This window comes from Devosia sp. LjRoot3 (assembly GCF_964252865.1).
Lineage (GTDB): Bacteria > Pseudomonadota > Alphaproteobacteria > Rhizobiales > Devosiaceae > Devosia.
In genome coordinates, this window is sequence record NZ_CAXUPK020000005.1 from 90,664 (window position 1) to 113,689 (window position 23,026).

The following is a 23,026-nucleotide window of genomic DNA, read 5'->3' on the forward strand; positions in this document are numbered from 1 at the left end:
TAATCGGGCAAAGCCGGGGGCGCTGGTGACAGCGGCAGTTCCCATTCATCAAGCGGGGCAATGGGGCCCCGATGGGACCAATTTTTCCGGAGCCGCAGCGGCTCCGGTGTCGAACGGACTTTGAAAATGAGCACTGAGATCACCACCGACGTTGTCGTCATCGGCGCTGGCCCCTGCGGCCTGTTCGCGGCTTTCGAACTCGGGCTCCTCGACATCAAATGCCACTTCATCGACATCCTGGATCGTCCCGGCGGCCAGTGCGCCGAGCTTTATCCGGAAAAGCCGATCTATGACATTCCGGCTTTCCCCATGGTCACCGGCCAGCAACTGACCGACAACCTGATGGCGCAGATTGCGCCGTTCTCGCCTGAATTCCACTTCTCGCGCATGGTCAATTCCATCGAGAAGCTCGAAGATGGCTCCTTCAAGCTGCAGACCGATGCCGACGAAACCTTCTTCACCAAAGTCGTCGTGATCGCGGCCGGCGGCGGTTCGTTCCAGCCCAAGCGCCCGCCTGTGCCCGAGATCGAGCAGTTCGAAAACAAGTCGGTCTTCTATGCCGTCCGCAAGATGGAAGATTTCCGTGGCCAGGACGTCGTCATCGTGGGCGGCGGTGACTCGGCGCTCGACTGGACGCTGAACCTGCAGCCGATCGTCCGCACCCTGACGCTTGTCCACCGTCGCGACGCCTTCAAGGCGGCCCCGGCTTCGGTCAACAAGATGAAGGAACTGGTTGCCGACGGTAAGGTCAACTTCCAGCTCGGCCAGATCGCCAAGCTCGATGGCGAAAACGGCCAGATCAACCACGTGCATCTGACGACCGATGCCGGCGATCTCTCGATCCCCGCCACGCGCCTGCTGCCGTTCTTCGGTCTCACCATGAAGCTCGGCCCGGTCGCCGATTGGGGCCTTGAGCTCAACGACAACACCATCGTCGTCGACACCGAAAAGTTCCAGACCTCGGTGCCCGGCATCTTTGCGATTGGCGACATCAACTACTATCCCGGCAAGCTCAAGTTGATCCTCTCGGGCTTCCACGAAGCCGCGCTGATGGCCCAGGCGGCCAAGGCAATCGTCTCGCCGGGCGAACGCGTGGTGTTCCAGTACACCACCAGTTCCACGAAACTGCAGAAGAAGCTGGGTGTGGCGTAACGCTAGCCCATCCTCCGACCACCGCGTCATCCCCGCGAAAGCGGGGATCTCACTCGGCCCGCATCGAGATTCCCGCTTTCGCGGGAATGACGCCGTGGCAGGAACGAATGTCCTACTTGCCTTGCCGCCTCATAGAAGGCTAAGCACGCCCCGCTGTTGAGGAGCGCCCCATGAAGATCACCGTTACCGACCAGGCAGGCGAAGTGCACGAGCTCGAAGGGCTCGAAGGCTGGCGCGTCATGGAAGTCATCCGCGACTGGGGCCTAAACATCAAGGCCGAATGCGGCGGCGCGCTGAGCTGCGCCACCTGCCATGTCTATGTCGATAACGAATGGCTCGGCGCTGTTGGCGCGCCGAGTGACGAGGAAGAGGACATGCTCGATAGCGTGGGCGACGTAAAGCCGAACTCGCGGCTTTCCTGCCAGATCCTCTGCTCGGATGATCTGGATGGGCTCAAGCTGTCCCTAGCGCCGAGCGCGTCCAAGGACTTCTGAACTGGCGCCTCAGCCGATGCTTGGCGCATCGCGCTCAGCATCGAGCAGTTTTCGCACCTTCTCCAGCACCGGCAAGGCAGCGAGCAGCTCGTCGGCCGAAACGCCTTCAATCACGAACTGAAAAGCCGGCGCGAGCCGGGCAATGGCATCATTACGAAAAGCGCGGCCCTCTGGGGTCAGCCTGACCAGTTTTGAGCGGCGGTCCGTCGGGTGCGGCTCTATGGCGACAAAGCCATGCCGGCCGAGCACGGTCAGCGTATGGGTCATGGTGGCCTTGGTCACCTGGAGCGCATTGGCGATCTGCAGCGGCGTGCGGCCATCGCCAAGGCGGGCCAGGTGATTGAGCACGATGAAATGGGACAGATGCAGGCCGAGTGGAATGAGGCGTGTAAACAGCGCGCTCGCCAGTTGCGAAACAATGCCGATCTCGTTGAAGAACCCGAAAACCAGCGTTCCGGCCTGCTCCTTGTCCATGTCCGCTTACCCTGAAAACGCCGTTAGATGATCTTGGCCTCCAGCGGCCAGCGCGGGCTTGGGCCAATTGCATCGGCATAGCCCAGCCGTGCCAACATTTGGACGGTCCCGCCCGCAGGTGCAAGCCATTGATGGGCCTCGGCGTAGCAGTCGGCCATTTCGGGAAATTCCTGGAGCGCCTGGCTTAACGGTTGCAGCCCCAAGCCCGCCGCGCTGGCAGCGAGATTGATGCGCACCCAATCGCGACCGGCCGCGATCTGGTCCTGTCGCGTATTGGTGCCGCTCACCAGCCAGACATGCGCCATGGCCGAGGAGGTGTTGGCCAGCACGACATCCTTGCCCTGCGCAAAGACCATCGAGGTCGGATCGGCCGCAGTTTCTCTGGTGAAGAGGCCGAAAAGGGCAAGCGTGTCGAAGAGCGGGCCACCGAAGTCGATGCCGTCGGGGTTGGCTTCAATTTCGGCCTTGCCGAGGCGCATAAGGTCGACGCTTTCCCTGTAGGTTCGCGGGGTGTCGATTTCGATCAGCATGGCGCGTCCAGTCAGGTCGCGGAGCTTTGCGACATGCTCGGCGTCGGCACTGCTGCCGATGGTCAGCCCGTGGCGTCCGGCGGCGTGCAGGGAGGCAAGCGTTTCGGGCGACACCGGCCGGGCGAGGTCATATGGATCTTTCAGCGAGCGCCGGTTGAGCACTTGGGCAAAGAGCGGGTCCGGAGTGACGCTGCCATCGGCAATGAACCGGGCGCGCGCTACCGGCCGCTGGTCCAGCCCCTCGGCGCTATCCCCCTCAGGAAAGAGCGCAAGATCGACCCGGTAGCCGTCCGCTGCAGCTGCAAGGATCATCAGTTCGAGGAAACATCCGAGGCCAATGGTGATCTGGCGGTTGAAAGGATCGGTCTCCGGCAACAGGCGGTTGGTGTCGACATGGAGCGTGATTTCGCCTTCGGTCCTAAGGTCGACAAGCCACGGCTGTCGATTGTGCGGATTCGGCGCGAGAATGGCGAAGGAAAGCGCCCGGCGGCGCGGTTCATCGTAAAGCGAGGTGGTTGCCCAGGGGGCGAGCGCCCGGTCCGGGGTTCGCGTCGCGGCAAAGGTGCCGCCGGCCGCGCCCGCCGCCAGCACGATGCCGCCACCGGCCAGGGCAAGAAATTGTCTGCGTCGCATGATATCCCTCATGTAGTTCGATGTCGTACTAAATAGTATGACATCGAACTACATTCAAGAGGCGCAACGGCGTCCGCGCGGAACGCGTTGCCGACAGGATGGAGGGCGATCCTAAGTGTTGCGTTCACCCAGCTTGGCAAGTTCGGGAATGAAGTCCCGCACCATGGGCTGCGGCAGGGTTTCGAAGGGCAGGGGGCGCACGACGCGCATGGCGGCGATGCCCACACGGACCGTCATAAGCCCGTTGACGACACCTTCGCCGAGGCGGGCGGAAAGTTTTGCCGCAAGCCCCTGGCCGACCAGTTGCTCGACAATACCATCGGTGAGTACGAGACCGCCTGTGACGGCAAGATGGGCCAGAACCGCGCCCGTGAGCCGCCAGAACCCGAAGAAGCCCGGCCGTGCGCCATAAAGCGCCGCTATGGCTCCGGCAAGCCGCACACTCTCGTAGATGACGAAGGCGACATCGACGAGGGCCCGAGGTGACACCGCTGTTACCAGCGCCACCCGTCGCGCCGAGGCAGCCGTCAGCGCCTTTGCGCGGGCATCCAGCGGGGCCATCAGGCTGCGTTCGGCGAGGGTGATGATCTCGTTGCCGTCGAAGAGATGCGGAAGATTGCTTTTCACCACTTCGCGGCTGCGCGCCATATCCGGGCGATCGGCGTAGATGGCTTCGAGACGCTCGGCGACGTGTCGGGCCAGTTTCTGGTCATCATCGCTACGGGCTCGCGCTGCGTCGGTCTTGAGCGCGTCAAGCACACGCAATCGCCGAAGGGCGAAGATTTCTCGCGCCAACAGCGCCAGAAGGGCAACGACGAAAGCGCCGAGCACGCCAAGGCCGGCCCAGCCGAGCCATTCATAGCGGGCGAAGAGGTCGCGGATCAGGCGGTCGGCGGCAAGCGCCAGGCCGGCCGAAACGAGAATGCCGCCCGCCGTCCAGGCAATTCGGCCAATCCAGCCCATGCGCCGCGGCGGCGGGCCGACGAGGTCTGGCTCCAGTTCGGGGTCGAACGAGGTTTCGACGATCTCGGCCTCATCAGGGGCAAAGGCGCGCGGAATGCGGACCGGCGTGGCTGTCTCGCTCTGCGTCTGGGTGGGGCGGGCGATGGGACGCTTCATGCCATCCAGTCTCCGATGAGATAGTCGAGCGCGCGGTCGAAGCGGATATGGGGCAGCACTACCTCACCGTTCGCATTGGTCTCGAGCTTTTGCGGCGGGGTGAAGCGCAGGAAATTCAGCGCCACGGGCTGTCCGTTCTCGAACAATGAATCGGGACGTTCGGGTAAGTCACCGGGAAACAAAGCGATTTCGGTTTTGCCGTCATAGGTCGTGCCGTCCAATTCCTCGCCCGCCTGCGGCGTGCCGATCAGCGTCTGCAGCGTCTCGCCCTGCTCGCGGATCGTGCCTTCGCTGGTGGCGCGAATGGCGGCGATGGCGAGCGACTTGGTCTCGGCCCCGGCAAAACGTGCCCGCTTGCTGGCATTGCCGACGAGGCGATTGAGGATCGCTTCCAAGCGATCATGGCTCGTGTGGTGCACGTGGTCCGCCTTGGTGGCGGCAAAAAGGATGCGGTCAATGCGCCGACTGAAAGGGCGGAGCAGAGGATTGGCCTCGCCCTGCCGGAAGCAGGCTAGCACGGCGGTGAGTGCCGTCTCCAGATCGGCTACAGCGGCCGGCCCGGTATTCAGCGCGCGCAAAGTGTCCACCAACACGACCTGCCGATCCAGCCGGGCAAAGTGATCGCGGAAGAAGGGGCGGATGACCTGCGCCTTGTAGGCCTCGTAGCGGTTTTCCAGCATGGCATAGAGGCTGTTGCCGCGGATGGGCTGGCTCGGACGCGGCAGCGGCGCGAAGGTGAGGGCAGGAGAGCCTTCGAGATCGCCGGGCAGCAGGAAGCGGCCGGGCGGTAGAGTGGACAGCGCGCCATGCTCGCGACTGCGACGGAGATAGGTCGTGAAGGCCGTAGCAAGGTGCTCGGCACTGAGATCACTGGCGTCCTTGAGAACGTCAGTGCTGTCGAGTTCGGCCAGGAAGGTTGCTGCTTCGTCCGCATGCCCGGGCTGCCGTGCCCGCTCCAGCGCTTCGGCGCTCCATTCGGCAAAACTCTTGCCGAGCAGCGGCAGGTCGAGCAGCCACTCGCCGGGATAGTCGACGATATCGAGATTGAGCGTGGCGGGGCCCGAAAATCCGGCCCACCATTTCGCCGACTGGAATTTTAGCACTATCCGCAGCTGCGAAATCCGTCGTGTGCTTTCGGGCCAGGTCGCGGGTCGCCCGGTCAGCGCCGCCATATGCTGTTCATAGGCGAAGCGCGGGATCGTCGCGTCCGGATATTCAGCCAGTTTCGCGCCGATGAACCGACCCTCGGCCAGCGGCGAAAAGCCAGGAAGGCGGCCTTGCGTGAGCAGGTTGTGGATCAGCGACGTGATAAAGATCGTCTTACCGGCCCGGCTGAGGCCGGTCACGCCCAGCCGCAGGGTTGGCGTAAGCACGCCTGTGGCGCTGTCGGCAAGATTGGCAAGGGCAATGCCCAGCTCGTCGGTGATGGTGGTGGGCGGTTGCGGCAAAGCTTATTTCCCCATGCGTCCCTGCAAGTTAGGGACTGGGGGGCCTTTTGCAAGGGCGGAGGCGGCGCTGACGCGCCGCCTCGCAAAGTCTTACGGCTTGCCGATCTCGCCGAGATCGTAGGGCGTCGTCTGATAGATCTCGTTGATCCAGTTCTGGAACAGGAGATGGGCATGGCTACGCCAGCGGTTCTCCGGCTCTACTGACGTATCCCCATTGGGGAAGAGATTGACCGGCGGCGTGGTGTCGAGCCCCGCCTTCACGTCGCGCTCATATTCATCGGCCAGCGAGCGGTTGTCATATTCCAGGTGATTGAGGAAATAGACCGACTTGCCCGACTTTTCGCCGAGCATGCAGAGGCCGATATCGCTATCCATCAACACTTCAAGATCGTCGCCGACGCTGGCGCGATCGATGTCGTTGTAGCGCGATACCGGGATCATCGGGCTGTCCGACATGCCCCGCAGGAAGGGCGAGCGTGGGTTGGTGATGCGATGGCGGTAAACGCCAAAAGCCTTCTCGTCCATGCGGTAGCGTTTTACGCCATGGAAGTGGTGCAGGGCCGCCTGTGCGCCCCAACAGATGAACATGGTGTGGTGCACATTGGTGCGCGTCCACGCCATGATTTCCAGCATTTCGTTCCAGTAGCGCACGTCTTCGAACGGGATATGGGCGATCGGCGCGCCAGTGACGATAAAGCCGTCGAACTTGCGCTCCTTCACCTCTTCCCAGGTCTGGTAGAAGGTCGTCAGATACTCTTCCGAGGTGTGCTTGGACTGGTGCTCGGTGATGCGCACGAGCGAGAGATTGATCTGCAGCGGCGTAGCGCCGATCAGGCGCGAAAACTGCGTCTCGGTGCGCTCCTTGTTCGGCATCAGGTTGAGAAGGCCGAATTCGAGCGGACGAATATCCTGTCGCGCGGCGCGGCTGGAATCCATGACATTGACGCCCTCGTCTTCGAGGGTTTTGCGGGCAGGCAGATTGTCGGGAATGCGAATAGGCATATGAGCCTCTAAAAGGGCAATGAAAAGCGGATTTCGGGCATTGGCGCGTCCCCGTGGGGCACGCGCTAACGCATTCGCTTTTCGATGGCTGCGGCGACCAGATCGACGAATTCATCGCCGTCGCGCACCATGGCCAGGTCCGAAGCCTCGACCGTGTAGCCAAAATTGTCGGCCAGCGCCTGATAACGCGGCAGGCGGTTGTGCAGCAGCGCTTCAAACCCCCAAGCGCCGAACTTTGCCGGATCGACGTCGTTGTCTTCGCTGATGTTGTTCATCTGCTTGAACTCGGCCCACTTCTCGACGAGGAAGGCCGGCCGGTAGTACATCGGCTTGGGGCTGTGCTTGAAGCGGCGCACCAGTTCGGCGGCGTCCTTGTCGGTGCCGCGAATATAGAGCAGCAGCGTGTTCTCAGCGAGTGTCTTCACCACCGGATCGTTCGGGTCATCGTGGTCGATGACTTCGATCAGCGAACCACCGGTATCGGCGATGAAATCATTGTAGTCATAGAGCGCCTTGGCGCGCTCCACGAAGTGCGGCACATCGAGCAGGGCAGAAATTTCCGCCACGCGATGCTGCTCCTGCCGACGCTGATACTCCGCCAGCGGCAGGCCACCCTTCTGCGGATCGCCGGGTGTGCCGAGATAGCTCGAAAGCGGATCGAGATTGTCGAAGGTGATGTTGGACGAGATGTAGATCGAGTCCGAGCGCAGGAGCTGTGCCAGGAACGGCACCTTCATGGCCTCGGCCTTGAAGTTGTCGACGATGTACTCGCCCATGTGCCGCGTGCCGATGCGATAATCGACCGAATAGTGGAACCAGCGGTTCTTCCGCAAAAGGTTCGACAGCCGCGTCTTGCCCACGCCAGCCATGCCGAAGACCGTGATGGCACGGCGCGGCGCATTGATGAACTGGTCGGGCGTTTCAAACAGCATGTCTGGGACTTTTCTTCGGGCAGGCAGCGCGACAAAACAAAGACTTAGAGACGGCTCGGTGTTTGCCACAAAACGCCGATCTGCTCCAGAGCAATCCCATTAAACGCGGCATCGGCGGAAGTCAGGCGGCATTTTTTGCCATACGCCACGCCCTTTTCTGCCGATCGGCAGGGTGGAGAGGGTGCTTCAGAGTCAAAAATACAAGTTAATTCATATGGTTAACAAGTTGGCATTGCCCTTGCATTGCTTGGGGCAAACAGGCGCTTGCCTCGTCTTTTGGGGAACTGGAGTTTTAAATGGGTATTTTTGGCGCTCTTCAAAGTGCGGTTTCTGGCCTCAAGGCTCAGTCGCATGCCATGGAGAACATCTCGGGCAATATCGCCAATTCGCAGACGATTGGCTACAAGCGTATCGACACCAGCTTTGTTGATATGATCCCCGACGCGCCCGTCAAGCAGCAGATTGCTGGCGCGGTCTCCTCCTATTCGCGCTCGATGAATACGCTGCGCGGCGACATCCAGAATGCCGATACCGAAACGTACATGGCCCTCAACGGCAATGGTTTCTTCGTTACGGAAAAGGCCGACGGTTCGGGTGGTACCTTCTACACCCGCCGCGGTGACTTCGACATCGACCGCAACGGCTACCTCGTTAACGGCGCAGGCTACCGCCTGACTGGCCTCGGCATGAACAATGGCGTTGTGACCGGTTCGGTCGCTGAAGCCGTCAAGATCGACAACTCGTTCCTCCCGGCCAAGCGCTCGACCACCATCAACTACCAGCTCAACCTGCCGCAGAGCCCGAAGACGGCTTCTTACGTGTCCACGACGCCCGGCAGCGAACTGTTGAAGCCCTGGAGCTATTCGGGTGACTACGACGGCACGCCAATAGCACCCAAGATTGACGGCATGCCGGGTACGCCGGCCAACGTTCCTGCTTACGGCTATGGTAATGTCGTCAACGGCTCTGCGCTGGCTTCAACGCTCTCGATTCCTGACGGCAGCGTTCTCAGGTTCACTATCGGCACGCCGCCAGTCGATCGCGACATCACCTTTGGTCCGCTTGCGGGTCAGATCAGCACTGCAGCGCCGGTCACCATCGCTGGACTCCTGTCCGCCGTCGAAGGCGCACTGCAGGGGTTGACTACCGATCTCGAAAAGGTCGGCATTAAGGATGGTCGCGTCTTCGTCCAGCTGGAGGCGGGTAGCCCCGACGCGCTCGTCGTCTCTGGTACCGCAGCGCCACTTCTCGGCCTGGGCGCGATTACCTCGTCGATTCCTCCCGCAAGCTACAACTCGACGAATGTGCCTGCGGATCAGTTGGGACTCGCGCTGGGTGGGATTCACAACAAGCCACTCGAAATCACGATTGGCGGCGTGACCCGCAAGTATCTCCTCGACGCTACCGGCACCGCCGTCGCTGGCTCGGGCGTCGTGAAGGTGGACGCAACTGGCTCGGTCAAAGAAATGCTGGATGTTATCCAGGCAGATTTGCGCGCCTATGGTGGCCCGGATGCTGGCGGCGCGACCTTGGCGTGGGACACCACGAACGGGTTGGTCGTCAATTTCCCTGGGAACTATCGTTCAAACGTATCAATTGGCGGTGCCGCGGCGTCGGCCCTCGACATTGCAGATTCCATGAACGCTGCAACTGGCACTCTGGCAGAAGTCTCGGCCGCCAATTCCGAACTCTTCGTCAAGGAATCCATCTCCGGCGGCGGCATCACCGTCTACTCGCAAACCGGCGAGCCGGTGAACGTGCAAATGCGCTGGGCCAAAGTCTCCGACGAGGCCGGAATCGCGACCTGGAGCCTGTTCTACGCATCGAACTCTGCACCCGGCGCGACGGACGCATGGACCAAGATGGCCGACTACACCTTCGACCAGGGGGTGCTCTCGGGCATTACTGGTGGCTCGGGCGTAACCGTCAGTGGCACCGAGCGCCTTACTATCAACAGCCTGTCGATCAACGGCCGCAGCTTCGGCTCGATCACCGTCGACCACGGCCTCAAGGGCATGACCCAGTTTGCCGACAATTCCGGCATGGCCACCACCACCCAGCTCAAGCAGGATGGTTATGGCGCCGGCGAGTTCATCTCGGTGGGCATTTCCGACGAAGGTCAGGTGATCGCGTCCTACACCAATGGCGAAACGCGCGCTGTGGCCCAGATCATCACCGCCAGCTTCTCCAACCCCAACGCTCTCAAGCGCGGCGACGGCGGTGCCTATACGGCCACCACCGAATCCGGCGAGCCGATCATCAACCAGTCGGGCGAAGGCATCGTGGGCTCCTCCACCGAAGCCTCCAACACTGACATCTCGGAAGAATTCACCAAGCTGATCGTCACCCAGCAGGCCTACTCGGCCAATACCAAGATCGTGACCGCAGCCGACGAGATGCTTCAGGAAGCTCTCAACATGATCCGCTGAGGCAAGCCAATGCTTTTGGAATGCGGCACATCTTCCTACCGGCCTTTCGGGCTGTCTGGCCGGTTAATGCCCTGCCCGGGCGGGGAGAACCGCAGCATTCCCTTTTTATCCATGGTCCCGGCGCATGCGCCGGGACTCGCCATTTCTCAGATTCGCCGTGTCTTCGGTCTGGCCATTAGTGCCTTGCAGAGGTTCGGCACCAAAGGAGACCCGCTATGGGTTTGACGGTTGCAATCGGGAATGCGCTTTCCGGCCTCAAGGCCAGCCAAACGGCGCTGGAAGTCATTTCCCGCAATATCTCGAATGCCGGTACGCCCGGCTATCACAAGCAGACGCTCAACGTCGTTGAAGTCGGCCGTGGCGACAATTCCTATGTCCGCGCCGGCAATGTCGACCGTGCCTTCGACTCCATCCTGCAGAATTACTACACCAAGCAGGTGCCGGAGACGGCCTATTCGGTGACGCGCGCCACCTTCATGGATCGCATGCAGACCTCGCTCGGCAAGCCGGGTAGCGCTGGTTCCATGGATACCATGCTGGGCAAGCTGCAGAACGCACTCGATGCCCTGGCGACAAGCCCGGACAACTACGCGACCCGCGCCGATGTGGTCACCAAGGCCACCGACATGGCCAATACGCTGAACCAGCTCTCGAAAGAGGTGCAGGCGATGCGGCGCGAGGCCGAGACCCGGATGGCGTCGACGGTCGACCAGGTCAATTCCATGCTCACCTCGCTGCGCGACGTGAACCTGGTGCTGGCCGACTATGGCGTCGACCAGAATACGCGCAATAGCCTGCTCGACCAGCGCGACCGCCTCGTCTCCGGCCTCTCGGAAACGATGGATCTTCGGGTTGACTACAATCCCGACGGCACCGTGCGTCTCGCCACCCGCTCCGGCGCTGCGCTGCTCGACGTAAAGCCCTCGCTGCTCGTCTTCGAACAGGCGGGTTCGCTGACCCCGACCACCGAGTTCAACGTCGACGACAGCAAGAACGGCGTCGGCAAGCTCATCATCGAGACGCCGAACGGCACCCGCATCGACCTCGTCAAGGACGGCGCGATCCGCTCGGGGTCGCTGGGCGCCTTGATCGAACTGCGCGACACGACCCTGCAGGACGCCCAGCGCCAGCTCGATGACGTCGCCGCAGCCCTGGCCCAGGTCTTTTCCTCGGTGCAGGAGCCAGGCACGGCTGTCGCCGGTCCGCCGTCGGGTTTCGACATGGACCTCAGCAAGCTCCAGGATGGCGACGATTTCACCATCAAGTACCGCGGCAATGACGGCGTCGAACGCACCGCAAAGGTCGTTCGCGTCGATGACCCGGCAAAGCTCCCGCTGACCAGCCCTGACAGCTTCGGCAATCAGGTCGTCGGCGTTCGCTTCGCCGGCAATGGTGTCGCCGGTAGCGTCGACATGTCCTACATCACCAGCGTACTCAACTCGTCGCTGACCGTCGGCCCGACGTTCTCGGGTACGGGCTCGACGCTGGAAGTGCGCGCCAATGGCAACGGCACGCCGATCAACGCCTCCACCCGCTGGACCGCCACGGACCTGCAGGGCGGACAGATGGGCATGCCGCTCTTCCTCGATGCCGAGGGCAAGCCCTTCACCAACTCGCTGTCGGGCTCTGGGCAGCGTCTCGGCTTTGCCGGCCGCATCACCATCAATCCCGCCGTCGTCGCCGACAATACGCTGTTGGTCAACTACAGCGCGACCACGGCCTCGGGCGACAGCAAGCGCGTCGACTACATCACCGAACAGTTCAACAACATGCGGTTCGGCTCGAACTCGCAGGTCGGGGCCAAGAGTGGCGGTTTCCGCCTGTCGGGCTCGTTGAGCGACATGGTCTCGCAGGTGATGGAATACCAAGGCAGCTCCATCCAGACGGCGCTGTCGGCCAGCGAAACCAATAGCCAGACGCTCGATGCCATCACTTCGCGCATGGAAGAGAGCTATGGCGTCGATATCAACGAGGAAGTGGCCAGGCTGATGGAGTTGCAGAACGCCTATGCCGCCAATGCCCGCGTTGCCTCGGTCGTGCAGGAATTGCTCGACACCCTCATGCAGTCGTTCACGTAAGGGGCTGAGTTCAGATGCTGATCAATAAATCCATGTATCCGGTCAATGCGGGCTATAGCGCCATCTCGACCATGCAGAACCAGCTCGGCAAGCTCCAGACCCAACTTGGGTCTGGAGAAAAGTCGCAGACCCTTGCCGAAATGGGCTTTGACCGTACCGTGTCGCTCGCGACGCGCAACCGTCTGACCAAGCTCGATTCCTTTGCGGCCAATATCGACACGGTCAATCTCCGGCTCAACTTCCTCGACCAGGGCTTTACGTCCCTCGCCAAGCTCAAGTCCGAGACCCGGACCTCGGCGACGCCCACCAGCTATGGCGAGAACAATCTCACCATGGTGAGCCTGCAGAAGGACTCGCAGAACCGCCTGTCGCAGTTGCTCGAAACGCTGAACCTGAGCGTTGCGGGCCGCTATCTCATGGGCGGCAACAAGACCGACAGCGCGCCGGTCGCCACCTATGACCAGATCATGTATGGCGAAGGCACGGCCGACGGCTATCTCCGCGTCGCTGAAGAACGCCGCAAGGCGGATCTGGGCGCCGACTCCGCCGATACGCTCTCCAATGTCGGCCTGCCACGCTCGAAGGTTCTCGGCCCCTGGGAGAACAAGCTCGTTCTGTCCTCGGCTGAATTCGACCGGTTCGGCTACAAGCTCATGTCGATCTCGGGCAATACGGACACGACGCAGACTTCCGGGCCGACCGCTGACCCGCTGGCACCCACCGTGCAGGTAAGCGCACAGCCGGCACCGGGCGACATCGTCTCGTTCACGATGACGCGTCGCGACGGCAGCACGCAGACCTTCTCTGCCCAGGCCGTGGCCGGTGCGGCCGACGCTGATGCAGTGCCGCCGCAATACACGATTGGCGGTACGCTGGAGCAGACGGCCGGCAATCTTGAAGACCTCATGGGCCAGAAGCTCGGGAACCTCGAGAATTTCAAGGTTATCACCCCCTCTGATGCCGACGTGAAGGTGATTGGCTACACCGATGGCATGAATTCGGTTTCGGTCACCTTCGGCAAGCAGCCCGTGGACGGCGAAGTCATCACCATCGGCGTCAAGGACAATCAGGGCGTTACGCGGGACTTCCAGTTCAAGGCGGTCACGGGTCCGGTCAATCCAGCGGCAAATCCGCCGGAATACCTCATCGGCGCCGATCGCAAGGAAACGCTCAAGAACCTCCAGGGTCTCATCGAGACGGAGATGGGGGGGCTCACGGCCCCGGTGAAGATGGGTCGGCTGACGGCCGGCGTGGATGCCGGCAACAATCGGATCGTCAACATCGCCGAACAGAGCCCGCCGACCATCTTCGGCTACAAGCTGTCCTCGGCTTCGACGACCAGCAGCAAGATCAATGTCAGTGCGATTGCCGGCAACCCGGCAAGCATGAGCGTTGAATTCATGGACAATCCGCGCGCCGGCGAGTCCGTGACCATCAACCTCAAGATGCCTGATGGCACCAGCACGCCGATCGTGCTGCAGGCCGTCGATCGCGAACCGGTTACCGGCCAGTTCGTCATCGGCGCCACGCCCGAGGAAACCACGGCCAATTTTGAAGCGGCCCTGAAGCTCAAGCTCGACCAGACCAGCAAGACTGAACTGGTCGCCGCCTCCAGCTACGCTGCGGCCGACGACTTCTTCACCACCGACGGGGTGGCGCGCCGCATCGATCTTTCGGGCGGCAACCCGGAAACCGCGACGGTTTTTGCGGCACCCAATACCCGTGAGACGGTGAAGTGGTACACGGGCGAAATCGGCACAACCGGTGACAATCCGCGCCTGTCGGCGACCGCACAGGTCGACGATTCCACCAAGGTCGGCTATGGCGTCCGCGCCAACGAGACGGGCCTGCGTGACCTGGTCAAGACGCTCGCGGCAATGAGCTCGCAGGAATACGACATCAACGACACGACCTCCAAGGCGCGCTTCAGCGCCATGGTCGAGCGGCAGATGGCGACAACCTCGAGCGCCACGGCGACAAACAAGGGTTCGATCGAGCAGATCGGTCTCGAACTGGGCGTGGTTCGCGCCACGACCGGCGGCGCCGCCGAGCGCAATACCGCCGCTTCCGGCCAGCTTGAAACGCTGCTGAGCCAGGTCGAGACGGTGAGCATGGAAGAAACGGTGATGCAGCTCCTGGCGCTCAAGACGCGCCTCGAAGCCAGCTACCAGACGACGGCGACGGTCGCCGGTCTAAGCCTCGTCAACTACCTCAAATAGGCGCCAGAAGGCGTCCTAGTGGCCAGAAGGCCGAAACGAATACGGGGCGCGCAAGCGCCCCGTTTTGTTTTTGGGAGGATCTTTGTGGGGTGGAGGCCACGCAAGCAAGGCGTCCGGATCGCCTTTGACTCCCCACTACCGCGCTGTCCTCGGGCCCAGCCCGAGGGCGGCGCAGTGAGTTTGGCGGCGGGAGAGTAACCGAGCCCTGCCAAGCCGGGCCCAACTGCCATGTCCACGCAAGCTGACACCACAAACAAAAAGGCCCCCGGTTACATCCGGAGGCTCTTGTCACCGCATCTAGGCGATCTTGTGGGCGCTGGCCTTATCAGGCTTCTTCTGCACCGCGCAGGCCGGCTGCGAGCTGGCGATTGATATTGATCAGCGGCAGCAGTTTGGCCTTGATCGGGTCGATGTGCAGTTCACGGGTTTCGTTCATCACGAACAGACCGAGATTCGCAATGTTCTGGCGAACCTGGGCGGGAAGGGGGTTGTCCTCGCGGGTAACCGAGGTGAGGAAGATATTCCAGATGCGGCGGTTGAAGAGCAGAGCCTCCTGGAGGCTGTCCTGCTTCAGGTCCCATGCGTCGTGGATAAGCTGGAGATTGGCAGCCGCCCGCGACAGCAGATTGGCTTCGCGATCACGCGGGGCTTCCGTTTTGCGGGCTACCTGTTGGTATGCCTGCGCTCCCTGATGGTACATTTGCAAGAAGGTCCTGTTCGTACTGAATTAACTTGCGGGCTGCCTTGAGAGCTTTGTACAGCGCGCCGGTTAAAATCTCGTTGTTGATCCCGTTTATGAGCGTGATCATCGAGGGTGCAGCCTGGATTATCTCATTGACAAGACGGAAGTATTCGTCGCGAAGCCGCGCCGTGTCGTCCTCGAGATACATCAGTTGTACGGCCAGGTAGATGCGCTTTGCGGGCGTATCTGCCGTGGCGATGGTCAGGATATCCTTTTCGCGCAGGATGGGCGCCTTGCCGTCGATGAAGAGCCGAGTCCGCTGGTCGGAATTGGTAATGATGCACTGCCCGATGATGAGACGCTCGCCGGGCTTGAGTTCGACTTTTAGGGACATGGGCTCTGGTTTCCTGTTCTGGGAATGCCGCCGTTCGTCTGGCGGGCTTAGGGATGGATAGCAGTCGCGGTCGACGGACGCCAGCGACTAAAGGGCGGAGCGGGCAGGGGAATCACGCCTTGAGATGATTCTCATCTGGCCAAAAGAAGAAGGCGGGCTTGTGGCCCGCCTTCCTTTCGTCGTTATGAAGCTTGCGATTAACGCAGGAGCTGCAGAACTGCCTGGTCCTGCTGCGAAGCCATGGACAGAGCCGACGAGGAGAGCTGCTGGCGCGTCTGGAGAGCCAGAAGGTTCGCAGCTTCTTCGTTGGTGTCAGCCAAGGTCAGGTTCGCAGCGCCGGTTTCCAGCGTGTTGATCATGTTCTTGGTGAACGACTGACGGTTTTCGACCGACGACAGGTTCGAACCGAAGGCCGAAGCCTGCGAGCGAAGTTCCGTCAGGGCCGAAGACAGCTTGGCGAGGAAACCGTCGATGTCAGCATCGGTGTCGAGGTCTTCAGCGATCAGGCTATCGACGCCGAGGTTCGAGGCGTTGATGCCGCGAACGTTGCCGTTCTTGTCCTTGGCCTGGATATCGATCGAGGACGTGCCGGATTCGTTGAAGGTGATCTTCAGCTTATCGCCACGAAGCAGATTGATACCGTTGAAGGACGAGTCGTCAGAGAGCTTGTCGAGCTGGTCACGCAGTTCGTTGAACTGCTTGGACAGGTTCGCACGGACCGTGTTGCCTTCGATCTTGGAGGCCACGAAGGCGTCGTTGCCGCTGATGTCAACGCCGACGTCGAGTTCCTGGGTCGAGAGGTTTTCGAGACGCAGCTTGCCGTTGTCGTTCGAAGCACGGACCTTGCCGCCGAAGTCGCGGTTGATCAGTTCGACGAACTTGTCGACAGTCTTGGTAGCGTTGAGGCCCGAGACGGGTGCCGTGCCGGTATCGACAGTGCCGGTGCCGAAGAGGGCAACGGCGTCGGTGCCAGCAATGGCAAGGGTCTTGGCTTCAGCAGTCTTGGCAACGATCTGCAGCTTGCCATCGTCGCCGAACTTGGCTTCGACGCCAGTGATGCCACCCTGTTCGAGCTGGCTGTTGACGGCGGCAACCACCTCTTCACGCCATTCGGCCTTGTCCAGAGCGTTCGGAGCATAACCAGCGCCGATGCCACCCTTGGCAGCCGAGATCGAGATATTGGCGGTCTTGCCGTCATAGGAGACGGTGAACTCGTCCTTTTCGGCCGCAACTTCAGTGGTGTAGGCACGCGGAATGCCAACGGTCTGGGTTGCACCGCCAACGACTGCATTCTGCCCCTGCGTGAACGTCGCAGCCGGAGCACCAGGAGCCGTACCGGTGGTAACGCCGGTGAAGTCGATCGTGGCAGTCGAACGGCCCGCACCAGTGGTGAGGTCGGTCAGGGTCAGCGTGTTCGTGGCGTTGTCGTAGGCCGCAGAATACTTGGCACCCAGCGTGGGGTCGGCAGTGATCTTGGCCACGACGTCGGCACCGAAAAGGTCTTCAGTACCAGTAACAGCGAGCGACAGGCTGATACCATCGACCGTGATCGTATCGGCCGCGCCACCCGTACCACCGGTAAGGTTGAACGTGGTGGTAGCTGCCTGAGCCGCCTGGTTCACCGGGATGCCGGTCACCGACGGAGCCGAAGCGCCCGAGGCAACGTTGGTCAGGGTGATGTTCTGGGTGACGCTGTCAGCGACAACCGAGTAGCCGCCGGCGGTAGCATTGGCCTGAAGGCTGGCAACGAAGTCGTCGTAGGTAGCGCCGGTATTGATGGTCTGACCACCAACCTGAATGGCACCGGAAACGGCCGAGTAGTTGAACGACGTCGTGCCCTTGACGTCGCTATCAGCGGCCTGGAACACAACCTCGGCAGCTTCCGCGGTCGGGTCGACGGTTTCGATGATGATCTTGCCGACATTGGCACCCGTACCGACAGCAACGCTATACTTCTGCGTGGTGCCAGCATTGAGGTCGAGAGCCGACTGGATCGTGGCAGCGAGTTCGGCATCGGTAACGCCGGAAGCTGCAACACCTTCGTCGGCCGTGATGGTCACGCCGGCAACGGTGAAGGTTTCGCCATCGGCAAAAGCCGTGTTGGTGGTGATCAGCGTACGAGCGCCGGCACCCGAAGCTGCGGCAGTGGTCGAAACCGTGCCGAGATATTCGGTCGCGGAGGCGGTCGTCAGCAGCGATTTGTCGCCGGCAACCGCGTTGGTCAGCTTGATCTCGGAGGGGACGTCACCAAACTGACCGCCAACCAGCGAGATCACCGAAGCATCGGTGACGTCGAAAGACTTGGTCTGGAAGGACTTGTCCTGACGAGCCTGGCGCAGCGTCGACTGCATGGATTCCAGGTTCTTGGTCAGCGCGGTGATGCCGTTGTTGGCAGCTTCGATGACCTTGATACCCGAGGCCATCGAGTCGAGCAGGTTGCTCATGTCCGCGGCGCGGCTGTTAAGAGCCGATGCCGTGAAGAAGTTCGACGGATTGTCGAGGGCAGAATTCACCTTGTTGCCGGTGGCAAGGCGCTGCTGCGTCTTGTCCATCATCGAGGCGGTATTCTGGAGGCTCAAAAGGTTCGCGCGAACGGCCTTTGAGAGAGAAACATCGGAACCCATACTAGGTTTTCCTTCTGGACGTGTGGTGCTTATGCCTCAATCCTTGAGACACGCTCAGAATGGCGCCGACTTGCTAAAAACTTCTTAAATTGCGAACATCTTTACGCTGTCCGTAAAGGCTTATTTTGTCACGGTTTTTCCAGGTTTTCCGGGTTTTTTCCTGAGTTTCCGGACCTCTTCGCTGATTAAATTTTCGGCACGGAAAGTCCGGGTTAACCGCATCGGTTAGGGAAGACTCTGGTGCCAAAGGCGGCCGCCATGGCGAGTCTTTGGCCAAGACTCAGGCGCTGCGAACCGCGCAACTGCCTCCAATCGTCCCTGCCGTGAAGCTCTCGAAAACACCTGGCTGGCCCGACCCAAGGGCCAATGCGGGAACCACAGGCATTGTGGCGCAGGCGGTGCCGCCCTCGGGTCGAGCCCGAGGGCGGCACCGCCGTTGAGAATAAGTTCCAAGCGAACACTCCCGGCGCGGGCGGGGCCATCCTGAGATGCACAGGCAAGCGCACTTCCACCGTGCTCGCCCCCTTGCGCGTATACGCGCGCGATTCGTGACCTCCCGGAACCGTCGGGCAGGGGCCAAATCCGGCCCCGCGGAAATTAGATAAAATTTGAAATAAATTGCGCGGTTTCCCGAGAGGGGCCCGCAGCAATTGGACACTAAACCTGATCTCGCCGGCAAGAAACGCCGGAAGAAAACAAAATCTCTGGAACAGGAAGTCCAAACAAATGAGCATCAACCTCTCGTCCAACGCCCGCACCGGTCTCACCGTTCTCCGTAACGTCGCAGAACAGATGGCCACTACTCAGAACCGTCTGGTCACCGGCAAGGCCGTCAACAGCCCGCTCGACAATGTCTCGAAGTTCTTTACTGCTTCCTCGATGGACACCCGCGCTGCTTCGATTGATGCTCTGATGGACAATATTAACGCCGCCCAGTCCTCCATGAAGGCCGCCTCTGAAGGTATCAAGGGCATCCAGGGCCTGATCAAGGAAGCCCGCGGCCTCACCAGCCAGGCGCTGACCTCCTCGGCAACGACTGCCAAGGTGGCGGGCACCGTGAACCTGACCGCTTCGACCCAGGTCGATGGCGCCGCACCGGGCCTCGGCTTCACCGTCGGCCAGACCATTACGGTCGGCGATGGCACCGCGACCTCGACCTACACGGTCGTCGCTGCCGACACGGTCCAGGACGTTATCGACGCCATCAACGGTGGCGCTGCGGAAGTTGAAGCCTCGCTGGTTGACGGCAAGCTGACCCTCGAAGCGACGGGCACCAAGAACATCGTTGTCGGTGGCACGGGCACCGTGGCCAATATCGGCCTGACCGCCGGCACCACCAACTACGTGGAAAACAAGACCCGTACCTCGCTCGCCAAGCAGTTCGATGCCCTCCGCTCGGAAATCGACCGGATCGCCAAGGATGCCGGCATCAACGGTTCCAACCTGCTTGATGGCGACAAGATCAAGCTGGCCCTGAACGAAAACGGCTCTTCGTCTACGACGATCCAGGGCACCGCAGTCAGCGCCTCGACGCTCAACATCACCACCGCCGGCTCCAGCTGGCAGACCGATACTGCGGTGAATGACTCGCTTACCGCTCTGATCGGCGCCGCTGACTCGCTGGAAGCTACTGCCGCCTCGTTCTCTTCGAACCAGTCGATCATCAGTGCCCGTAAGGATTTCAACGCCTCGCTGTCGGATATCCTGAAGGCCGGCGCTTCGAACCTGACCGCTGCTGACATGGATCAGGAAGCTGCGAACCTCGTTGCTCTCCAGACCCGCCAGCAGATGGCAACGACCGCTCTCTCGATCATGCAGTCGTCCGAAACGACCGCTCTTCGCCTTCTCTCGTAAGAGATCCCAATCTTCACTGAACTTGGCCCGCCTCCTCAGGCGGGCCTTTTTCGTTTCTGGGCTGCGCGCGAGTTCGAATACTTCGCCCGCGACGGTGTGCGTCCAGTTCGGATGGCCGGCTTCTCACCGGCTGTCATCCGGCGAAGGCCGGGACCCATCTTGAGATCTCAGGTTGGGCCCCGGCCTTCGCCGGGTGACAATCAGGTGCGGGAATACTGCGGCCCATACCAAACAAAAAAGCCCGGGCCGATCGTTGGATCGGCCCGGGCTCATGCATTTTCGGCAGTGTTAGATCGTCTTGTCGGTCAGCTTGAAGCCATAGGTCGGGGGCGACCATTCGTTGCGCAGGCGTCGTGCCACTTCATAAGGGCTCGGCGGGTCGATCGCCTGTTGATTGCCTAGAAGGGCTGCTTCGAAAATAGTCTCGGGCGGCAGACTGCCCTCTGCCGCCACGCCGCCGAATCCGGCGGGCAGTGCCTGCGGCTCGGCTTCGTTCTGTTGGCCCTTGTTTGAGCCGTTCTTGTCGTCCCGCCGGTCTTGGCGGATGAACCTGGGAAGATGCGGCGAGAAGGCGATACCCATGGTATCGGCCCTCGGCGCGATTCTGGCGCTCATGTTCCTGTCCTGGAGCCACAATTGGCCGACACCAGGCTATGAAGCCTTTCCTATCTCTCCCTTTGTCCCGACGGGACGATTTTAAGACACACCTCTGCATTTCGGAGGGATTGGGTAACCATGTGTGCCGGACCAAGCAAAAAGGGCCTCCGCTTCTGCGGAGACCCTGTGGCCGGTAGCGTTTCTGGCGCCCCTTCTGGAGTGCTCGCCCTACTTTGGATCAGGCGGAGCGCCGCGGCGATTCTTCCAAACTAGAGCGCGCGATTAACCGCGATGCCGCGGGCCGACGCCGCGCGCGGCATCTTCACTTCGCCGCTGCGGTCATAAGTGCGCGTGTGGTCCTTGGCGCCAACCGTATCGGCAACGTCGCCGATCAGGTCTTCGGCAAGATTCTTCGCCGTAGCGATGACGCGGAGATTTTCGGCCATCTGGGTGGCGAGGGCGTCGTGGTTCTTGTGCAGGCGGTCGAGCGAGGTCGGCGCTTCGGCCACGAGGCGCTCGGTCTGGCGCTGCACCGAGCGGGCGAAGACCACATAGTCCTGTGCCAGCTGGGTTTTCTGGGCGGTCAGGCCAGCGGCGTCGCGAAAACGGCCGGCGCGGAGCAGGGTGGTTTCCTCGTTCATCATGGTCACGAGTGCCTGAAGCGCGGATTCTGCCTGGGCACAAAGCTCTTCGGCCGGCAGGCTGTCGAGGAACGCAATACGATCGGCTGCTGCAGACATTAACGGTACACTCCTGATGGACGCATATTATTGTTCTGGTTGGCTTCTTGCAGGGCGATCATGTCGCCCAGGATCTGGTCGGCGATGCCGAGGCCGCCGTTCTGCGCCATGGTATTGGCGAGCTGTTCGGCCTGCATGGATCGCCAGGTCTCTTCACCAAAGCCGCCGCCAAAGCCGTTTTCCGATTTGGCCGTGGCGAACATTTCCTTGGTGAGCAGATTGAGGAACACGCCTTCGAGGTCTTCCGCCTGCTTCCTGAGCTTGTCGAGCTGACGGTTGTCGAGGCTGGTCTGGGTCTTTACGCCGCTGATTGCAGTTTCCATCACAGCACCTCGATCTCGGCCTGAAGGGCGCCGGTGGCCTTGATGGCCTGGAGGATGGCGATGAGATCGCGGGGCGAAATCCCCAGCGCATTGAGCCCGTCGACCAGTTCCTGCAGCGTCACGGATTCCTTGATCACCTGCAGCGCCGTGTCGGTCTGGGTCACGCTGAGATCTGTATTGGGCTCGACCGCCGTCACGCCTTGGCTGAAAGGCAGGGGCTGCACCACTTCCGGATTTTCGGCAATGCTGACCGTCAGGTTCGACTGTGCCACCGCCACGCTCGACACGCGCACATCCTTGCCCATGACAATGATGCCGCTGTTTTCGTCGATGACGATCTTGGCCGACTGGTCTGTCTGGATGATGAGCTGTTCGATATCGGTGAGGAGGTCGACGATATTGCCGTTGAAATTGACCGGCAGCGTCAGGCGCACAGTGGCCGGATCTTCCGGAACGGCGGTCGGGGCGCCGATGAAATCGTTGATCGCCATTGCGATGCGGCGGGCCGTGGTCAGGTCCGAATTGCGCAGCGTCAGGCGCAGCGAGTGCTGGGAGCCGAGTTCGAAGTCGATTTCGCGTTCGATCAGCGCGCCCGAAGAAATGCGGCCTGTGGTCGGCACGCCCGAAACGATGCTCGCCGAGTCGCCTTCCGCCCTAAAACCGTTGATGGCGACCGGACCCTGGGCGATGGCGTAGACTTCGCCGTCGGCGCCGAGCAACGGGGTCACGAGCAGCGTGCCGCCCTGCAGGCTCTTGGCATTGCCGAGCGAAGCGATGGAAACGTCCATGCGCGAACCCTGCGCGGCGAAGGGCGGCAGGCTCGCCGTCACCATCACGGCCGCCACATTGGCAGTGCGCACATTCTCGCCCTGAGTGTTGACCCCGAGACGTTCGAGCATGGATTGGAGCGACTGCTTGGTGAAGGGCGAATTGTTGAGGCTGTCGCCCGTACCGTTGAGACCGACGACGAGGCCATAGCCCACGAGCTGATTCTCGCGAACGCCTTCGACATCGACGATGTCCTTGATGCGGGCAGGAGCGGCGGCAACCTGGGCCAGAGGCGCTAGAGACAGTGCTGCGCTGAGCGCTGCAGCAAGGCCTATGCGGAAGAATTTGTTCGGCATGTCTATCCCCGGTACGAAGCTGCACCATCCCCATGGCGCCGCGGTCGCTTTCGGTAATGCGAGAAGCGTGCCAAATCGCGAATTTCTTCGTAAGTGCCTTATATCAAAGGATAATGTGTTCGATCGGCAAGGCAGGGTGATCGACTAAATGCGCCAGTGTGCAAATCTTGCCGGGGTC

The 23,026-nt window shown here is 61.4% G+C and carries 19 protein-coding genes; 6 read left to right on the top strand and 13 right to left on the bottom strand.

What is annotated here, in order from left to right:
- The first annotated feature begins 126 nt into the window (after positions 1-126).
- Positions 127-1,152: an NAD(P)/FAD-dependent oxidoreductase gene (locus ACSQ2A_RS17730; RefSeq protein ID WP_295411582.1), complete on the top strand. Its 1,026-nt coding sequence runs from the start codon at positions 127-129 to the stop codon at positions 1,150-1,152.
- Between the two features lie 170 nt (positions 1,153-1,322).
- Positions 1,323-1,646 carry a 2Fe-2S iron-sulfur cluster-binding protein gene (locus ACSQ2A_RS17735; RefSeq protein ID WP_295411583.1) on the top strand — a complete coding sequence of 108 codons (324 nt, stop codon included), beginning with the start codon at positions 1,323-1,325 and terminating at the stop codon, positions 1,644-1,646.
- 9 nt (positions 1,647-1,655) lie between these two features.
- Here ACSQ2A_RS17735 and ACSQ2A_RS17740 read toward each other — a convergent pair whose 3' ends face one another.
- The 6 genes from ACSQ2A_RS17740 to ACSQ2A_RS17765 all read right to left on the bottom strand — a co-directional run bounded on the left by ACSQ2A_RS17740 (position 1,656) and on the right by ACSQ2A_RS17765 (position 7,784).
- A complete protein-coding gene (locus tag ACSQ2A_RS17740; protein WP_436073305.1) occupies positions 1,656-2,120 on the bottom strand; it encodes a MarR family winged helix-turn-helix transcriptional regulator in 465 nt (154 codons plus the stop codon).
- 23 nt (positions 2,121-2,143) lie between these two features.
- On the bottom strand, positions 2,144-3,283 hold the full coding sequence (locus ACSQ2A_RS17745; RefSeq protein WP_436073306.1) for an Acg family FMN-binding oxidoreductase: 1,140 nt from the start codon (positions 3,281-3,283) through the stop codon (positions 2,144-2,146).
- Positions 3,284-3,394: 111 nt separating this feature from the next.
- Positions 3,395-4,402 (bottom strand): YcjF family protein, encoded by a 1,008-nt coding sequence (locus tag ACSQ2A_RS17750; RefSeq protein WP_436073307.1) that lies wholly within the window; start codon positions 4,400-4,402, stop codon positions 3,395-3,397.
- Positions 4,399-5,850, bottom strand: a complete 1,452-nt coding sequence (locus ACSQ2A_RS17755) for a YcjX family protein (protein ID WP_436073308.1) — start codon at positions 5,848-5,850, stop codon at positions 4,399-4,401. The genes ACSQ2A_RS17750 and ACSQ2A_RS17755 overlap by 4 nt, the downstream gene beginning before the upstream one ends.
- Before the next feature lie 90 nt (positions 5,851-5,940).
- On the bottom strand, positions 5,941-6,852 hold the full coding sequence (locus tag ACSQ2A_RS17760; protein ID WP_436073309.1) for a homoserine O-succinyltransferase: 912 nt from the start codon (positions 6,850-6,852) through the stop codon (positions 5,941-5,943).
- A 65-nt stretch (positions 6,853-6,917) separates the two neighbouring features.
- Complete coding sequence (locus ACSQ2A_RS17765; RefSeq protein ID WP_436073310.1) at positions 6,918-7,784, bottom strand: ATPase; 867 nt, start codon at positions 7,782-7,784, stop codon at positions 6,918-6,920.
- Between the two features lie 296 nt (positions 7,785-8,080).
- On the opposite strand from ACSQ2A_RS17765, the gene ACSQ2A_RS17770 reads away from it, so the two are divergent.
- From ACSQ2A_RS17770 to ACSQ2A_RS17780, 3 genes are all read left to right on the top strand, one after another.
- Positions 8,081-10,213 (top strand): flagellar hook-basal body complex protein, encoded by a 2,133-nt coding sequence (locus ACSQ2A_RS17770; RefSeq protein WP_436073311.1) that lies wholly within the window; start codon positions 8,081-8,083, stop codon positions 10,211-10,213.
- 215 nt (positions 10,214-10,428) lie between these two features.
- Complete coding sequence (flgK, locus tag ACSQ2A_RS17775; protein ID WP_436073312.1) at positions 10,429-12,291, top strand: flagellar hook-associated protein FlgK; 1,863 nt, start codon at positions 10,429-10,431, stop codon at positions 12,289-12,291.
- A 14-nt stretch (positions 12,292-12,305) separates the two neighbouring features.
- On the top strand, positions 12,306-14,510 hold the full coding sequence (locus ACSQ2A_RS17780) for a hypothetical protein (RefSeq protein WP_436073313.1): 2,205 nt from the start codon (positions 12,306-12,308) through the stop codon (positions 14,508-14,510).
- 325 nt (positions 14,511-14,835) lie between these two features.
- Here the strand turns inward: ACSQ2A_RS17780 and flaF are convergent, their stop codons facing one another.
- From flaF to ACSQ2A_RS17795, 3 genes are all read right to left on the bottom strand, one after another.
- Positions 14,836-15,210, bottom strand: a complete 375-nt coding sequence (flaF, locus tag ACSQ2A_RS17785) for a flagellar biosynthesis regulator FlaF (protein ID WP_436073314.1) — start codon at positions 15,208-15,210, stop codon at positions 14,836-14,838.
- Entirely contained in the window at positions 15,149-15,586 is a 438-nt protein-coding gene (gene flbT, locus ACSQ2A_RS17790; RefSeq protein WP_295411594.1) for a flagellar biosynthesis repressor FlbT, read from the bottom strand. The genes flaF and flbT overlap by 62 nt, the downstream gene beginning before the upstream one ends.
- A 197-nt stretch (positions 15,587-15,783) precedes the next feature.
- Positions 15,784-18,210 (bottom strand): flagellin, encoded by a 2,427-nt coding sequence (locus tag ACSQ2A_RS17795; protein ID WP_436073315.1) that lies wholly within the window; start codon positions 18,208-18,210, stop codon positions 15,784-15,786.
- A gap of 726 nt (positions 18,211-18,936) precedes the next feature.
- Between ACSQ2A_RS17795 and ACSQ2A_RS17800 the strand changes: the two genes are divergently transcribed.
- On the top strand, positions 18,937-20,064 hold the full coding sequence (locus ACSQ2A_RS17800; RefSeq protein WP_436073316.1) for a flagellin: 1,128 nt from the start codon (positions 18,937-18,939) through the stop codon (positions 20,062-20,064).
- Between the two features lie 288 nt (positions 20,065-20,352).
- Here the strand turns inward: ACSQ2A_RS17800 and ACSQ2A_RS17805 are convergent, their stop codons facing one another.
- The 4 genes from ACSQ2A_RS17805 to ACSQ2A_RS17820 form a co-directional block, all read right to left on the bottom strand.
- The gene (locus tag ACSQ2A_RS17805; RefSeq protein WP_436073317.1) at positions 20,353-20,679 is read right to left on the bottom strand and encodes a hypothetical protein; all 327 of its coding nucleotides are present in this window, start codon (positions 20,677-20,679) and stop codon (positions 20,353-20,355) included.
- Between the two features lie 251 nt (positions 20,680-20,930).
- Positions 20,931-21,401, bottom strand: a complete 471-nt coding sequence (locus tag ACSQ2A_RS17810; protein WP_295411598.1) for a hypothetical protein — start codon at positions 21,399-21,401, stop codon at positions 20,931-20,933.
- The gene (locus tag ACSQ2A_RS17815; protein WP_436073318.1) at positions 21,401-21,724 is read right to left on the bottom strand and encodes a rod-binding protein; all 324 of its coding nucleotides are present in this window, start codon (positions 21,722-21,724) and stop codon (positions 21,401-21,403) included. The genes ACSQ2A_RS17810 and ACSQ2A_RS17815 overlap by 1 nt, the downstream gene beginning before the upstream one ends.
- Positions 21,724-22,848, bottom strand: a complete 1,125-nt coding sequence (locus tag ACSQ2A_RS17820; protein WP_295411600.1) for a flagellar basal body P-ring protein FlgI — start codon at positions 22,846-22,848, stop codon at positions 21,724-21,726. The genes ACSQ2A_RS17815 and ACSQ2A_RS17820 overlap by 1 nt, the downstream gene beginning before the upstream one ends.
- Positions 22,849-23,026 lie beyond the last annotated feature (178 nt).

Coding starts and splice junctions, on each gene's coding strand:
- ACSQ2A_RS17730 (WP_295411582.1), top strand. CDS start 127: ATGAGCACTGAGATCACCACCGACGTTGTCGTCATCGGCGCTGGCCCC.
- ACSQ2A_RS17735 (WP_295411583.1), top strand. CDS start 1,323: ATGAAGATCACCGTTACCGACCAGGCAGGCGAAGTGCACGAGCTCGAA.
- ACSQ2A_RS17740 (WP_436073305.1), bottom strand. CDS start 2,120: ATGGACAAGGAGCAGGCCGGAACGCTGGTTTTCGGGTTCTTCAACGAG.
- ACSQ2A_RS17745 (WP_436073306.1), bottom strand. CDS start 3,283: ATGCGACGCAGACAATTTCTTGCCCTGGCCGGTGGCGGCATCGTGCTG.
- ACSQ2A_RS17750 (WP_436073307.1), bottom strand. CDS start 4,402: ATGAAGCGTCCCATCGCCCGCCCCACCCAGACGCAGAGCGAGACAGCC.
- ACSQ2A_RS17760 (WP_436073309.1), bottom strand. CDS start 6,852: ATGCCTATTCGCATTCCCGACAATCTGCCTGCCCGCAAAACCCTCGAA.
- ACSQ2A_RS17765 (WP_436073310.1), bottom strand. CDS start 7,784: ATGCTGTTTGAAACGCCCGACCAGTTCATCAATGCGCCGCGCCGTGCC.
- ACSQ2A_RS17770 (WP_436073311.1), top strand. CDS start 8,081: ATGGGTATTTTTGGCGCTCTTCAAAGTGCGGTTTCTGGCCTCAAGGCT.
- flgK (WP_436073312.1), top strand. CDS start 10,429: ATGGGTTTGACGGTTGCAATCGGGAATGCGCTTTCCGGCCTCAAGGCC.
- ACSQ2A_RS17780 (WP_436073313.1), top strand. CDS start 12,306: ATGCTGATCAATAAATCCATGTATCCGGTCAATGCGGGCTATAGCGCC.
- flaF (WP_436073314.1), bottom strand. CDS start 15,210: ATGTACCATCAGGGAGCGCAGGCATACCAACAGGTAGCCCGCAAAACG.
- flbT (WP_295411594.1), bottom strand. CDS start 15,586: ATGTCCCTAAAAGTCGAACTCAAGCCCGGCGAGCGTCTCATCATCGGG.
- ACSQ2A_RS17795 (WP_436073315.1), bottom strand. CDS start 18,210: ATGGGTTCCGATGTTTCTCTCTCAAAGGCCGTTCGCGCGAACCTTTTG.
- ACSQ2A_RS17800 (WP_436073316.1), top strand. CDS start 18,937: ATGAGCATCAACCTCTCGTCCAACGCCCGCACCGGTCTCACCGTTCTC.
- ACSQ2A_RS17805 (WP_436073317.1), bottom strand. CDS start 20,679: ATGAGCGCCAGAATCGCGCCGAGGGCCGATACCATGGGTATCGCCTTC.
- ACSQ2A_RS17810 (WP_295411598.1), bottom strand. CDS start 21,401: ATGTCTGCAGCAGCCGATCGTATTGCGTTCCTCGACAGCCTGCCGGCC.
- ACSQ2A_RS17815 (WP_436073318.1), bottom strand. CDS start 21,724: ATGGAAACTGCAATCAGCGGCGTAAAGACCCAGACCAGCCTCGACAAC.
- ACSQ2A_RS17820 (WP_295411600.1), bottom strand. CDS start 22,848: ATGCCGAACAAATTCTTCCGCATAGGCCTTGCTGCAGCGCTCAGCGCA.